Below are 14,139 nucleotides of genomic sequence, written 5' to 3'. Positions count from 1 at the left end.
GCGATGGGCGCGGTGGCCGATGCCTGGACGTGGCTGACGACCGGGGCCAACTGGCAGGGTGAGAGCGGGGTGACCGCCCGGCTGCTGGAGCACCTGTGGTTCAGCGGGGTGTGCCTGCTGGCCTCCTGCCTGATCGCCCTCCCGCTGGCGCTGTGGCTGGGGCACATCGGCCGTGGCGGCGCCCTCGCGGTCAATCTCTCGAACGTCGGGCGGGCGGTGCCCACGCTGGCGGTGCTGGTGCTGCTGACGCTCACCCCGCTCGGCCGCCACGGGGACCTGCCCACCATCATCGCGCTGGTGCTGTTCGCGGTGCCGCCGCTGCTGACCAACGCCTATGTGGGGATGCGCGAGGTGGACCGCTCGGTGGTGGAGGCGGCCCGCGGGATGGGGATGTCGGGCGGCCAGGTCTTCCGCCGGGTCGAACTCCCGCTGGCGTACCCGCTGGTGCTCATCGGGCTGCGCTCGGCGACGGTGCAGGTGATCGCCACCGCGACGCTCGCCGCGATGGCCGGAGGGGGCGGGCTGGGCCGGATCATCACGGCCGGGTTCAACACCAGTGACACCGGGCAGGTGGTGGCGGGCGCGCTCGTGGTGGGTGCGCTGGCGCTGGCCGCCGAGGGCGTGCTGGTGCTGGTGGGCCGGTTGTGCGACCCGATGCGCGCCACCCGCCTGACCCGGTCGCCGGGGTCGTCGAAGTCGGCGGGGCCTGCGGACCCGGCCGCCGCCGCACGCGCCATGACGTAACACCACTGACGAGACAGACGGAGAGAACGACATGAGCAGAACCGCACGTGTGGCGGGAGCGGCACTGGCCGTGGTGGCCCTGACCGGCGGGCTGGCCGCCTGCGGGGGCGACAGCCTGGAGGACCGCGGTTCCTCCGGCGGGTCGTCGGGCTCCTCCGGCAAGGACGGGGGCAAGGGCTCGCTGGTCGTCGGCTCGGGCGGCTTCACCGAGGCCAATGTGCTCGCCGAGCTGTACGCGCAGGTCCTCAAGGACGCCGGATACGGCACCTCCATCAAGACCGTGGAGAACCGCGAACTGTACGAACCGTCCCTGGAGAAGGGGGACATCGACGTCGTTCCGGAATACGCGGCCACGCTCGCCGAATTCCTCAACGCGAAGGTCAACGGGCCCAAGCAGGCCCAGGAGAAGCCGGTCGCCTCCAGCGATGTGAACGCCACCGTGGACGCCCTGGAGAAGCTCGCCGGACCGCGCGGGCTGAAGGTGCTGCCGGCCGGTGACGCGGTCGACCAGAACGCCTTCGCCGTCACCAAGGACTACGCCGAGAAGAACAAGCTCAAGACGCTTTCCGACCTCGGCGCCCGGAAGCTCAAGGTCAAGATCGCGGCCGGTGACGAGTGCGCGATCCGCCCCTTCTGCGCGCCCGGTCTGGAGAAGACCTACGGTATCGACGTCGCGGGCATCGACGCCAAGGGCGTCGGCAGCGTGCCGTCCAAGCAGGCGGTCAAGGACGGGTCCGCCCAGCTGGTGCTGACCACCACCACGGACGCCACCCTGGAGCAGTTCGGGCTGGTGCTGCTGGAGGACGACAAGAAGCTCCAGAACGCCGACAACGTGCTGCCGGTGGTCAATGCCAAGGACGCCGGTTCGGCGGAGATAACCGAGGCCCTGGAAAAGATCACCAAGACGCTGACCACCGAGGACCTGGTCGAACTGAACCGGAAGGTGGACGCCGAGCGGGCCAAGCCGGCCGATGTGGCGAAGGCCTACCTCCAGGAGAAGAAGCTGATAGGCGGTTAGCCGGCGGAATGCCGCGGGTATGGGGTCTGGTCGGGCCTGCGGCGGGGTGTGGCGGGATCGGGTGGACGGCGTGTAACGAGGCCTGAACTTTCCCTTGCGGACATGTCATTCACCGTCTACGCACGGTAAATTTCAGGCCATGCCACGTGGACGCCACCGCCATTCCCCACCCCTGCACAGGCTTCTGCCGCCCTCCGCGGTGGCGGGAGCGGCCGTCCTGAGCGCGGCGGCCGCCTGGCTGCCGACGGACCCGCTGGCCCTGCGGCTGCTGGCCGCGGCCGCGGCCGCCGCGGCGGTCACCGGGGCGGTGCTGATGCGCGGTTGGGACCGGGCCGCCGGGCGCCGGGTCGCCGAGCTCACCCGGGCGCGGGCCGGCGACCAGTGGCGCACCGAGGAGCGGATCGCCGAGCTGGAGACCGACCTGGAGGAGTCCCGCGAGCTGCGGGCCAAGCTGGACGCCAAACTCCGCACCAAGCGGGTGGAGCTGGCCCGGCTGCGCAACGAGCACGCGGAGCTGCTGCGCCGGTACGCGACCGCCGAGACCGAACGGGCCAGCGCCCTGGAGGGGCGGCGCCGACTCGCCCTGGAGGCCGCCGCGCCGGACGCCCCGGCGGGCTCCGGCGCCCCGGCCGGGCCCCCGGCACTCCCGGCGGCCCGCTCCACCCCGACCGCGAACGCCTACCGCCAGGCGGCCCGCGCCCTCGCCGAACTGACCCGGAACGCGACCGCGCAGGACGCGGCCCGGGAGGCGAAGGGTGCGGATGCGGGCGCGGGTGGGGATGTGGACGCGGTGGCCCGTGAGGGTGCGGCGGACCACGAGGGCCCGGGCTCGGGTGTGGGTGCGGTGGGCCGGAAGGCGGCTTCGGTTGGGGCGGCCGGGGCGGTCGGCGCTGGTGAGGTGGCGGTTCCCGGGACGCACGCCCCGGACGCCGGCGGACCCTGGGCGGACGGTCCGGGGACGGACGGCCACGGCCCGGAAAAGGGCGGTCCCGGGAAGGGCGGCGTGGGGACGGGCGGCTCTGGCAGTGGCGCTGCGGGGGCGGTCGGCCGCGGCAACGGCGGCGCGGGGGCGGACGGTCCTGGGAAGGGCGGTCCGGGCGGGGGGATGAGGGCGGTGGCGCCGGCGGCGGCCATCGTGCCGGCCGGGCGACGCGGTCCGGTGCCTCGGCTCCAGGGCGGGTTCGACTTCTTCGGCGCGGGGCCGGGGCAGTCGGCCAGTGGTACCGGGGCGGAAGGGGGCGCAGGCGGCGGCACGGCCACGGACACCGGTACGGGTGCGGGTCCGGGCGCCGTCAAGGACACCGGCGCGGCCTCCGTCGGTGAGGACGAGGACCTGGCCGACGTGGTCGGCGAGGAGGCACTCGCCCACCACCAGGCGCGGCGCGGACCGGAGCGGCGGGCGGTGGGCAAGGTCATCGACCTCACCGCCCATGACGAGACCGAGCAGATCGACGTGGTGGGGCTGCGCCGCAACGCGGTCGGCTGACGGGACGAGCGGAAAGGCCCCGCGAGCTACTTGTCAATGTCGCCGACGACGAAGAAGAACGAGCCCAGGATGGCGACCATGTCGGCGACCAGGGTGCCGGGCAGCAGCTCGGTCAGCGCCTGGATGTTGTTGTAGGAGGCCGAGCGGAGCTTGAGCCGGTAGGGGGTCTTCTCGCCCTTGGACACCAGGTAGTAGCCGTTGATGCCGAGCGGGTTCTCGGTCCAGGCGTAGGTGTGGCCCTCGGGGGCCTTCAGGACCTTGGGCAGCCGCTGGTTGATCGGCCCGGGCGGCAGCTCGGCGATCCGGTCCAGGCAGGCGTCGGCCAGCGCCAGCGCGTTGTGCGTCTGGCTGAGCAGGCACTCGAAGCGGGCCAGGCAGTCGCCCTCCTCGCGGACCACCACCTCCAGTACGTCGGCCAGCTCCCCGTACGCCAGATACGGCTCGTCGCGGCGCAGGTCGAAGTCGACGCCGGAGGCGCGGGCGATCGGCCCGCTCACCCCGTACGCGTGCACGGCCTCCGGCGGGAGTACGCCCACGCCCCGGGTGCGGCCGCGGAAGATCTCGTTGCCGAGCACCAGCCGGTCGTAGACGTCCATCCGGGAGCGCACCTCGGCGACGGCCGCCCGGGCCCGCCCCAGCCAGCCGGCGGGCAGGTCCTCCTTCAGGCCGCCGACCCGGTTGAACATGTAGTGCATCCGGCCGCCGGAGACCTCCTCCATCACCTGCTGGAGGTCCTCCCGCTCCCGGAAGGCGTGGAAGATCGGGGTGATACCGCCCAGTTCGAGCGGGTACGAGCCGAGGAACATCAGATGGTTGAGCACCCGGTTCAGCTCCGCGAGCAGGGTGCGCGTCCACACCGCGCGCTCGGGCACCTCCATGCCGAGCATCCGCTCCACGGCCATCACCACGCCCAGCTCGTTGGAGAACGCCGAGAGCCAGTCGTGCCGGTTGGCCAGCATGATGATCTGCCGGTAGTCCCGCGCCTCGAACAGCTTCTCCGCGCCGCGGTGCATATAGCCGACGACCGGTTCGGCGTGCTTGATCAGCTCGCCGTCCAGCACCAGGCGCAGCCGGAGCACCCCGTGGGTGGAGGGGTGCTGGGGGCCGATGTTGAGCACCATGTCGGTGCTCTCCGCCGCACCGCCGACGCCGACGGTGGTCTCCCGGACCGCTCCCGGTGCTGTTCCCCGCGTCGCTCCCGGCGTCGCTTCCGGCGTCGCTCCTGGCTCAGTGCGCTGCGTCATGCCCGCCAGTATCCCCCGGGGGCGGCCGTCCTCCCGGTGGCGCCGGGTACCTCTTGGAGGAGCCAGCTGAAGTCGCCGAGGCCGCCCCGGGCGGTGAGTTCGGCGGCCTCGCCGGCCCGGGCCAGGGCGCGGACGTAGCCGGCCGGGTCGGTGGACGCCAGGGCGAGCGGGGGGCGGGCGGCGTCCACCCCCAGGCGGTGCAGCACCTCGCGCTGGGAGAGCAGCTCGGGGGCGGCGGCCAGGCCTCGGGAGCCGGCCGCCGCGCAGGCGTCCATCGCCACATGCGCGGTGAGGTCGCACCGCCCGTCCGGGACCGGCGCCACCTCGCGGCCGTCCCGGAAGCCGGTGAGCGTCCCGAACGGGGGTCGCGCCCCGGCCAGATGCCCGTAGTCCACCGCCACCGCCAGGCCCGCCGCCATCGAACCGACCGCGGCGGCCCAGGCCTCGTCCCGCGGCCTGCCGATCTCGGCCCGGGTGCCCGGCTCGGCAAGCGGCCACCAGCGGGCCAGCCACTCGGCGTCCGCGCCGTCCACCGGGGCGCCCGGCCGCTCCCGCCCGTCCGGGGCCACCTCGACATGGCGGGGGACGCCGTCGGCGTCCGCCTCGGCCACGTCCAGCGGGACGTTGTCCAGCCACTCGTTGGCGAACAGCAGCCCGCGTACGCCCTGCGGGAGGTCGCCGGTCCACTCCACCCGGGGGTCCAGCCCGGGCGGCCGGGCGGCCCGCTCCACCGCGTACACGCGTACGTGGAGCCCCTGGCCCCGCCCGCCCTCCGCGTCCAGAGCGCGCAGCACCCCGGCGGCCAGTTCCCCACGCCCGGCGCCCATGTCCACCAGGTCGACCCGGTTGCCGCCCAGCCCCTCCGCGACCCGCACCAGCAGCCGGGCCACGGCCGCGGCGAACAGCGGGGAGGCGTGCACCGAGGTACGGAAGTGCCCGGCCGGCCCCTCCGGACGGAGGTAGAAGCCGCCCGGCCCGTACAACGCCGCCTCCGCCGCCACCCGCCAGCCGCACCAGCCGGCCCCACCCCGGCCCGCTCCGGGACCGTCCCCACCCCCACCCCGCCCGGGGCCGTCCGCGTCCGTGAGCGGCGCCGGACCGCCTCCGTCCTGGCCCTGCAGGCTCGGGCCGCCCGGCCCCCGCCCCGGTACTCCCGCGTCCTCGCCGGAGGGCAGGCCCGGCTTCCGGCGACCGCTGTCATCCGTCATGATCACCAGTCTCCACCTTGCGGAGTAGGGTCCTTCGCACCGGATCGACCCTCCGGTTGACCCGGGTCGAGGCCGCACTTGCCTACGCTGGGTCACGTGCAGCGCCTCTACGACTTCCTCCGCCGGCACCCCACGGGTGTCGACACCTTCTGGGCCCTGATGCTGCTGGGTTTCTCGCTGCTGTGGGTGGTCCAGGTGCCGGAGGGGGCCGCGCCGACGGCCCTCGCCGCGGCGGTCGTCGTCCTGCTCAGCCTCAGCGTGGCCCTGCGCCGCCGGGCGCCCGAGAAGGTGCTGATCCTGGTGGCGGCCCTGGGACTGGTCCAGCTGGTCGCGGACGTGGCCGTCAATCCGGCCGACTTCGCCATGCTGGTGGTGATCTACACGGTCGCCGCGCACGGCGGGCCGCGCTGGGCGTCCCGGCTGGCCCTGGTGGGCGGGGTGTGCGCGGCCCCGCTGGCGCAGGTGCGCTGGCCGGTGGAGAACACCTCCGCGGCCGGCCAGGTGTTCTTCACCGTGGTGATGACCGTCCCCTTCGTCCTCGCCTGGGTGCTCGGTGACTCCATCCGCACCCGGCGCGCGTACTTCGCGCAGCTGGAGGAGCGGGCCCGGCGGCTGGAGAAGGAGCGCGAGGCGCAGGCCAAGGTCGCGGTCGCCGCCGAGCGCGCCCGGATCGCGCGCGAGCTGCACGACGTGGTCGCCCACAACGTCTCGGTCATGGTGGTGCAGGCCGACGGCGCCGCGTACGTCCTGGACAACTCGCCCGACCTCGCCAAGCAGGCGCTGGAGACCATCTCCGGCACCGGCCGCCAGGCGCTCGCCGAGATGCGGCGGCTGCTCGGCATCCTGCGCACCGGCGAACCCGAGGACGCCGAGGACTACGTGCCGCAGCCGGACGTCCAGCAGATCGAGGACCTGGTCGAGCAGGTGCGCAAGGCCGGGCTGCACGTCGACTTCAGGATCGAGGGCACCCCGCGCCCGCTGCCCAGCGGGGTGGAGCTGACCGCGTACCGGATCGTCCAGGAGGCGCTGACCAACACCCGCAAGCACGGCGGCCCGGACGTCGGGGCGAGCGTCCGGCTGGTCTACTTCGACGACGGCCTGGGGCTGCTGGTCGAGGACGACGGCCGGGGCGCCGCGCACGAGCTGTACGAGGACGGCGGCGCCGATGGCCGCGGCCACGGGCTGATCGGGATGCGCGAGCGGGTCGGCATGGTCGGCGGCACCCTGGACGCCGGGCCCCGCCCCGGCGGAGGCTTCCGGATCAGCGCCCTGCTCCCGCTGAAACCCGCCAACTGACCCGCCCCTCTTCCCCGTAAGGACCGCTCCCGCCATGCCGATCCGATTGATGCTCGTCGACGATCAGGCGCTGTTGCGCGCCGGCTTCCGGATGGTGCTCGCCGCCCAGCCGGACATGGAGGTCGTCGCACAGGCCGGCGACGGCGCCGAGGCCATCGACATCCTGCGCTCCACCGCCGTGGACGTCGTCCTGATGGACGTGCGCATGCCGAAGCTGGACGGGGTGGAGGCCACCCGCCGGATCTGCGCCCGGCCGGGCGCCCCCAAGGTGCTCATCCTGACCACCTTCGACCTGGACGAGTACGCCTTCTCGGGGCTGAAGGCGGGGGCGAGCGGGTTCATGCTCAAGGACGTGCCGCCCGCCGAGCTGCTGAGCGCCATCCGCGCGGTGCACAGCGGGGACGCGGTGGTCGCCCCCTCCACCACCCGCCGGCTGCTGGACCGCTTCTCGCCGATGCTGCCCGCCACCGGCTCCGAGCCGCGCAACGTCGCCCTGGACCGGCTGACCGAGCGGGAGCGGGAGGTGATGATGCTGGTCGCCCAGGGCCTGTCCAACGGGGAGATCGCCGCCCGGCTGGTGCTCTCCGAGGCCACCGTCAAGACCCATGTCGGCCGCATCCTCACCAAGCTCTCGCTGCGCGACCGGGTGCAGGTGGTGGTGCTGGCGTACGAGACGGGGCTGGTGCGCGCGGGCGGCGGCGGGGCGCAGGGCGGCCGGGCCCCCGGCACCGGTCCGGGTCACTGATCCGTGCTGATCTGGCTGAACGGCCCGTTCGGCGGGGGGAAGACCCAGACCGCGTACGAGCTGCGGCGGCGGCTGCCCGGGGCGGTGGTCTGCGACCCGGAGCACCTCGGCTTCGGGCTGCACCGGATGACCCCGCCCGCGCTGCGCGGCGACTTCCAGGACTGGGCCGCCTGGCGGCAAGGGGTCTACGAGGTGCTGGACGCGGTGCTGCGCGGCCACCGGGACGGGCCGGTGGTCGTACCGATGACGGTGACCGACCCGGCGTACTTCGCCGAGACCGTGGGGCGGCTGCGCGAGGCCGGCCACCAGGTGCGCCACTTCGCCCTGCTCGCCCGGCGGGAGACCGTGCTGCGCAGGCTCACCGAGCGCGGCCTCGGGCTCAGGCTGAAGCGGGAGAGCTTCGCCGTGGGGCGGCTGGACGACTGCCTGGAGCGGCTCAGCGCACCGGAGTTCGCCCGGCAGGTGCGTACCGACCGGCTGACCGTGCCGCAGGTCGCCGACCTGGTCGCGGCCTCCGCCGGGCTGACCCCGCTGCCCAACCGGGACGGCCCGCTGCGGCACCGGCTGCGCCGGATCGGCGTGGGCCTGGCCCATATCCGCCTCGGCTGAAGGCCCCCGGCTAAGGGCCCCCGGGGAAGGCCCCCGGGGAAGGCCCCGCTGAGGGCCCCCGGCTGAAGGCCCCGGGCCCCGGCTGAAGGCCCCAGGGAAGGCCCTCGGGTGGAGGCCTCCCGGGTCTCCGGCCGAACGGCCCCGGCCGGGCCGTCGGCGCTCAGCGCAGCACCGTCTCCAGGAAGTCGCTGCCGATCCGGGCCACCGCCGCCACGTCGAGCTGGTGCAGTACGTACCGGCCGCGCCGCCGGGTGGTGACCAGCCGGGCCCGCTTGAGCACGGCCAGGTGCCGGGACACCTCCGGCGGGGTGATGCCGTAGGTCTCGGCCAGCTCGCCGGTGGTGGACGCGGTCCGGGCCAGCTTCCGGCAGAGCCGCATCCGCATCGGATGGGCCAGCGCCTCCATCCGGTGTTCCAGCAGCTCCACCGAGGCCGGTCCGGCCAGCTGCGGGGAGCCGACCGGGTAGTGCACCACCGGCCGCCAGCCGGGCGCGTGCAGCACCATCAGATGCGGCCAGCCGAAGCTGCTCGGAACGAAGGACACCCCGCCGCCGACCACCGGATCCACGGCCGTGGTGGCCCCCTCCACCAGCTTGTCCACCTCGATCCGGCGGGCGGAGTTCTCACCGCCGCTTCGGGACGGTCCGTCCTCCGCCAGGGTCACCGCCGGTGAGACGTCCTCCAGCGCCTCGGCCAGCCCCTTGCGGCGCAGCAGCTCCGTCTTGTGCCGCGCGTCGGCGGCCAGCCCGGGCGCGACCCGGCACCAGGTGTCGGCGAAGAAGGCCTGGTCGCAGTCCTCGAAGAGCCGCCGCAGCCAGGCCCGTACCCCGGCCGGGTCGTCCAGCAGCCGCCGGGTGAAGTCCAGCTGCTTCGGCCCGCGGCTGGCGGCCAGCTCCAGCGCGCGCCGCCGGGAGGACGCCACACCGTGCGCGTAGGGGGAGGCGCAGACGAATTCCAGCGCCGCCCCCAGGAACCGGTCCTCGTCCAGCCGGTCCAGCATGTCCAGCTCCTCGGCCAGGGTGGCGCCGGCCCGTCCGTCGCCGCCGCGGAGCCCCGCGTACGGCAGGAAGACATCGGAGAAGGTGGTCGTCCAGAGGAAGGCGGCCTCGTGCAGCCGGTCGGCCAGGTCCGGCTTGAGCCCGGCGGCGGTCGCGGTGGCCCAGCCGGACAGCCCCGGGTGGTGGCCCGGCTCGGCGAGCGCGTGCAGGGCGCAGCCCAGCTCGGCGAGGGGCGAGATCTCGAAGACGATGCGCTCGGCCGGCAGTCCGGTGATGTCGATGGTCACGCTCACGTCCCCATGGTGCGGGTCGCGGCCGCGGCGCCGGTGGCCGATTGACGCGCCTCGTCAATCGGCGCGCGTCCACCGGCCCGGTGGGCGCAGCCTGGCGGACATGACCGCGACACAGCAGCACATGATCGACGCCTACCGCGCGCTCCAGCACGGCACCCCGCCGCCGCCTCCGCCGGGCCGCGCCTCCCTCCGCACCGGGGAGGGCGGTGACCGCTCCGGGGGCCGCCGTTCCACGCCCGCCGGGAGGTCCCCGAAGGGAACCGGCGGCCGGTAGCGCTGGCGTAGCATGGCGGGAAATCGTCCGGTATCCCGGCGGACCGGGTTCGTCCGGTACGCCGGGGGACCCGGAGTCGTCCGGTACCCCTCGCGGACTGGAACGGAAGGCCGCCCGACGCGTGAACCCACCCAGCGCACCCCCGCCCCGTGCTCCCCGTGACGGTGCTGCCCCCCGTTCGGGCCGGGCCGCGCCCGGTGAGCCCCGCCCCGCCCGGCTCACCGTCGGGGTCGTGGGCGCCGGCCGGGTGGGTCCCGCGCTGGCCGCCGCGCTCCGGCTCGCCGGGCACCACCCGGTGGCCGTCTCCGCCGTCTCGGACGCCTCGGTACGCCGGGCCGGCGAGCTGCTGCCGGAGGTGCCGATCGTCGAGCCCGCCGAGGTGCTGGCCCGCGCCGAGCTGGTGCTGCTGACCGTCCCCGACGATGTGCTGCCCGCACTGGTGCAGGGGCTCGCCGACACCGGAGCGGTACGCCCCGGGCAGCTGCTGGTGCACACCTCCGGGCGGTTCGGCGCCGGGGTGCTGGACCCGGCGCGGCGGGCCGGTGCGCTGCCGCTGGCCCTGCACCCGGCGATGACGTTCACCGGGACCTCGGTGGACGTCCAGCGGCTGGCCGGCTGCTCATTCGGCGCCACCGCCCCCGAGGAGCTGCGGCTCGCCGCCGAGGCGCTGGTCATCGAGATGGGCGGCGAACCGGAGTGGATCGCCGAGGAGGCCCGCCCGCTCTACCACGCCGCCCTCGCGCTCGGCGCCAACCACCTGGTCACCCTGGTCGCCCAGTCGATGGAGCTGCTGCGCACCGCGGGGGTCACCGCCCCCGACCGGATGCTCGGCCCGCTGCTGGGCGCCGCCCTGGACAACGCCCTGCGCTCCGGGGACGCCGCGCTCACCGGGCCGGTCGCCCGCGGCGACGCGGGCACGGTCGCCGCGCACGTCGCCGAGCTGCGCCGGCACGCCCCGGCCGCGGTGGCCGGCTACCTCGCCATGGCCCGTACGACGGCGGACCGCGCCCTCGCCTCCGGGCTGCTCAAGCCGGAGCTGGCCGAGGACCTCCTCGGCGTCCTGGGCCGCGCCCCCGAGGACCGGGGCCAGGGCCCGGAGGGACGCGAGGACCCGCACGGCCCCGGCCCCGAGGGCCCCGTGGACCCGGAGTCCCCGCGCACCGGCCCCGCGGGCTCCGCGGACCCGGGATCCCGGCGCACCGGCTCCGCGGGGGGCCGTGACGAGGACCCCGAAGACCCGTACGGCCCCGGTCCCGGTCCCGGCCCCGGCCATGACGGCCCCGAGGACGACGCCCAAGGAGACGGTGACCGATGAACCACGACACCGCCCCGACCGCCGGGGCCGCCGCCTCTCCCGACCCTGTCCCGGAGACCGCCCCCGCCCCCGACAACACCCCCAACACCCCCAACGTCCCCGACTCCCTCGCCCTCCTCCGTACCCGGGCCGAGCTGGACGAGGCGCTGGCCGCCGCCCCCCGCGGCCGTACCGCCGTGGTGATGACCATGGGGGCGCTGCACGAGGGGCATGCCACGCTGGTGCGGGCCGCGCGGCGGTATGTGGGGCCGGACGGGTTCGTGACCGTCACCGTCTTCGTCAACCCGCTCCAGTTCGGCGCCGGCGAGGACCTGGACCGCTATCCGCGCACCCTGGACGCCGACCTGGCGACCGCCGCCGGGGCCGGAGCGGACGCGGTGTTCGCGCCCGGCGTGGACGAGGTCTACCCCGGCGGGGAGCCGCAGGTGCGGATCACCGCGGGCCCGATGGGGGAGCGGCTGGAGGGCGCCACGCGGCCCGGGCACTTCGACGGGATGCTCACCGTCGTCGCCAAGCTGCTCCACCTCACCCGCCCCGACTCCGCGTTCTTCGGCGAGAAGGACGCCCAGCAGCTGGCGCTGATCCGCCGGATGGTCCGCGACCTGAACTTCCCGGTGGAGATCGTCGGCGTGCCGACCGTACGGGAGCCCGACGGGCTGGCCCTCTCCAGCCGCAACCGCTACCTCTCCGCCCCCGAGCGGCGCACCGCCCTCGCCCTGTCCGCCGCGCTGTTCGCCGCCCGCGACCGGCTGGCCGCCCAGTACGCGCTGCTGGAGCGGGCCGGGGCGGCGCCCGCCTCGGAGAGCCGGGCCGAGGCGCTGTCCAAGCTCGGCGAGTCCCGGGCCGCGGCGGACGCCCACGCGGTGGCTATCGCCGGACCGGGCGGGGCAGACGCGGTCCGGGCCGCCGCCCGCGCGGTGCTCGCCGACGCGGAGAAGGCCGAACCGGCGCTGGTCCTGGACTACCTGGCCCTCGTCGACCCGGCCGACTTCCGCGAGGTGCCCGGCGGCCACAGCGGCCCGGCGATCCTCGCGGTGGCCGCCCGGGTCGGCACCACCCGGCTGATCGACAACCTGCCCCTCACCCTCGGCCCCGCCCCCGCTGCCGCCGCCGAAGACCTCGGAGCACCCGTATGACCGGCACCCGCACCACCGCCAGCCGCACCCCCGGCACCGGCATACGCCTGAACGCCCCCGCCCCCGGCTGGGCCATCGAGGCCGACGTGGTCGTGGTCGGCTCCGGGGTCGCCGGGCTCACCGCCGCGCTGCGCTGCACCGCCGCCGGACTGCGTACCGTCGTCGTCACCAAGGCCCGGCTGGACGACGGCTCCACCCGCTGGGCCCAGGGCGGCATAGCCGCGGCGCTCGGCGAGGGCGACACCCCCGACCAGCACGAGGCGGACACCCTGGTCGCCGGGGCCGGGCTCTGCGACGAGCAGGCGGTGCGCGCCCTGGTCACCGAGGGCCCGGACGCGGTGCGGCGGCTGATCGACACCGGCGCCCGCTTCGACACCTCCCCCGAGACCGGCGCCATCGAGCTGACCCGCGAGGGCGGCCACCACCGCCGCCGGATCGCGCACGCCGGCGGGGACGCCACCGGCGCCGAGATCTCCCGCGCCCTGGTCGACGCGGTCCGCGCCCGGGCCGTGGACACCATCGAGAACGCCCTGGTCCTCGACCTGCTCACCGACGCCGCGGGCCGTACCGCGGGCGTCACCCTGCACGTCATGGGCGAGGGCCAGCACGACGGCGTCGGCGCGGTGCACGCCCCGGCGGTCGTCCTCGCCACCGGCGGCATGGGCCAGGTCTTCTCGGCCACCACCAACCCGGCCGTCTCCACCGGCGACGGCGTCGCCCTCGCGCTGCGGGCCGGCGCCGAGGTCAGCGACCTGGAGTTCGTGCAGTTCCACCCCACGGTGCTGTTCCTGGGCCCGGACGCCGAGGGCCAGCAGCCGCTGGTCTCGGAGGCGGTACGGGGTGAGGGCGCCCATCTGGTCGACGCGGACGGCGTCCGGTTCATGGTCGGGCAGCACGAGCTGGCCGAGCTGGCCCCCCGGGACATCGTCGCCAAGGGCATCATGCGCCGGATGCGCGAGACCGGCGCCCCGCACATGTACCTGGACGCCCGGCACTTCGGCGCCGGGATGTGGGCCACCCGCTTCCCGACGATCCTGGCCGCCTGCCGGGCCCACGGCATCGACCCGGTGACCGAGCCCATCCCGGTCTCGCCCGCCGCGCACTACGCCTCCGGCGGCGTCCGCACCGACCTGCGGGGCCGCACCACCGTCCCGGGCCTCTACGCCTGCGGAGAGGTGGCCTGCACCGGGGTGCACGGCGCCAACCGGCTGGCCTCCAACTCCCTCCTGGAGGGCCTGGTCTTCGCCGAGCGGATCGCCGACGCCATCGCCGAAGACGTGCGCGGTCAGGCGGCGGCCCCCGCCCCGCATCCGGCACCCCGGGTGCTGCCGCTGCTGGACCCGGCCCTGCGCACCCGCGTCCAGCAGGTGATGACCGCCGGAGCCGGGGTACTGCGTTCCGAGGCCAGCCTCGCCGAGGCGGCCGGACTGCTGGACGTCCTGCGCACCGAGGCGGTGGCCGCCGGCGACCCGCTCGACGGGGCGGTCAAGGCCGCCGAGCCGGGCGTGGACGCCTGGGAGACCACCAACCTCCTGTGCGTGGCCCGGGTGCTGGTGGCCGCCGCCCGCCGCCGCGAGGAGACCCGCGGCTGCCACTGGCGCGAGGACCACCCCGAGCGGGACGACGACGGCTGGCGCCGCCATCTCGTCGTACGGCTGAGTCCGGACCGCACCCTGGACGTCACCGCCACCGCCACCCAGGATTTCCCTCCGACGACATAGCACCACGCAGCACCTGTACCGACCTTGCCCAGCACGCCCCAGGGAGCCGTAA

At 75.3% G+C, this 14,139-nt stretch carries 13 protein-coding genes; 10 read left to right on the top strand and 3 right to left on the bottom strand.

What is annotated here, in order from left to right; all coding sequences use genetic code 11:
• Positions 1–3: 3 nt before the first annotated feature.
• The 3 genes from M1O15_RS10755 to M1O15_RS10745 all read left to right on the top strand — a co-directional run bounded on the left by M1O15_RS10755 (position 4) and on the right by M1O15_RS10745 (position 3,248).
• On the top strand, positions 4–744 hold the full coding sequence (locus M1O15_RS10755; RefSeq protein ID WP_248633264.1) for an ABC transporter permease: 741 nt from the start codon (positions 4–6) through the stop codon (positions 742–744).
• Between the two features lie 31 nt (positions 745–775).
• Complete coding sequence (locus tag M1O15_RS10750; protein ID WP_248633262.1) at positions 776–1,762, top strand: ABC transporter substrate-binding protein; 987 nt, start codon at positions 776–778, stop codon at positions 1,760–1,762.
• Positions 1,763–1,901: 139 nt separating this feature from the next.
• A complete protein-coding gene (locus M1O15_RS10745; RefSeq protein ID WP_248633260.1) occupies positions 1,902–3,248 on the top strand; it encodes a coiled-coil domain-containing protein in 1,347 nt (448 codons plus the stop codon).
• Between the two features lie 26 nt (positions 3,249–3,274).
• Here the strand turns inward: M1O15_RS10745 and M1O15_RS10740 are convergent, their stop codons facing one another.
• Together M1O15_RS10740 and M1O15_RS10735 are read right to left on the bottom strand one after the other, a co-directional pair.
• Complete coding sequence (locus tag M1O15_RS10740; RefSeq protein WP_248633487.1) at positions 3,275–4,369, bottom strand: NADH-quinone oxidoreductase subunit D; 1,095 nt, start codon at positions 4,367–4,369, stop codon at positions 3,275–3,277.
• A 119-nt stretch (positions 4,370–4,488) separates the two neighbouring features.
• Positions 4,489–5,700: an SAM-dependent methyltransferase gene (locus M1O15_RS10735; RefSeq protein ID WP_248633258.1), complete on the bottom strand. Its 1,212-nt coding sequence runs from the start codon at positions 5,698–5,700 to the stop codon at positions 4,489–4,491.
• A gap of 96 nt (positions 5,701–5,796) precedes the next feature.
• Here M1O15_RS10735 and M1O15_RS10730 point away from each other — a divergent pair, with 96 nt between their 5' ends.
• The 3 genes from M1O15_RS10730 to M1O15_RS10720 are packed head-to-tail and all read left to right on the top strand — an operon-like array spanning position 5,797 to position 8,350.
• Positions 5,797–6,996, top strand: coding sequence for a sensor histidine kinase (locus M1O15_RS10730; protein ID WP_248633256.1), 1,200 nt, complete (start codon positions 5,797–5,799; stop codon positions 6,994–6,996).
• Positions 6,997–7,030: 34 nt separating this feature from the next.
• Positions 7,031–7,741 (top strand): response regulator transcription factor, encoded by a 711-nt coding sequence (locus tag M1O15_RS10725; RefSeq protein WP_248633254.1) that lies wholly within the window; start codon positions 7,031–7,033, stop codon positions 7,739–7,741.
• Between the two features lie 3 nt (positions 7,742–7,744).
• The gene (locus M1O15_RS10720) at positions 7,745–8,350 is read left to right on the top strand and encodes an AAA family ATPase (protein WP_248633252.1); all 606 of its coding nucleotides are present in this window, start codon (positions 7,745–7,747) and stop codon (positions 8,348–8,350) included.
• A 160-nt stretch (positions 8,351–8,510) separates the two neighbouring features.
• Here M1O15_RS10720 and M1O15_RS10715 read toward each other — a convergent pair whose 3' ends face one another.
• Positions 8,511–9,635 (bottom strand): DUF5937 family protein, encoded by a 1,125-nt coding sequence (locus M1O15_RS10715; protein ID WP_248633485.1) that lies wholly within the window; start codon positions 9,633–9,635, stop codon positions 8,511–8,513.
• Between the two features lie 106 nt (positions 9,636–9,741).
• On the opposite strand from M1O15_RS10715, the gene M1O15_RS10710 reads away from it, so the two are divergent.
• From M1O15_RS10710 to M1O15_RS10695, 4 genes are all read left to right on the top strand, one after another.
• Positions 9,742–9,915, top strand: a complete 174-nt coding sequence (locus M1O15_RS10710; protein WP_248633250.1) for a hypothetical protein — start codon at positions 9,742–9,744, stop codon at positions 9,913–9,915.
• Positions 9,916–10,147: 232 nt separating this feature from the next.
• Positions 10,148–11,230 (top strand): Rossmann-like and DUF2520 domain-containing protein, encoded by a 1,083-nt coding sequence (locus tag M1O15_RS10705; protein WP_248633248.1) that lies wholly within the window; start codon positions 10,148–10,150, stop codon positions 11,228–11,230.
• The gene (gene panC / locus M1O15_RS10700) at positions 11,227–12,366 is read left to right on the top strand and encodes a pantoate--beta-alanine ligase (RefSeq protein ID WP_248633247.1); all 1,140 of its coding nucleotides are present in this window, start codon (positions 11,227–11,229) and stop codon (positions 12,364–12,366) included. The genes M1O15_RS10705 and panC overlap by 4 nt, the downstream gene beginning before the upstream one ends.
• Positions 12,363–14,087: an L-aspartate oxidase gene (locus M1O15_RS10695; protein ID WP_248633244.1), complete on the top strand. Its 1,725-nt coding sequence runs from the start codon at positions 12,363–12,365 to the stop codon at positions 14,085–14,087. The genes panC and M1O15_RS10695 overlap by 4 nt, the downstream gene beginning before the upstream one ends.
• Positions 14,088–14,139 lie beyond the last annotated feature (52 nt).

This window comes from Streptomyces lichenis, from assembly GCF_023218175.1.
Classification (GTDB): domain Bacteria; phylum Actinomycetota; class Actinomycetes; order Streptomycetales; family Streptomycetaceae; genus Streptomyces; species Streptomyces lichenis.
This window is presented reverse-complemented; position numbering and strand designations above follow the sequence as displayed.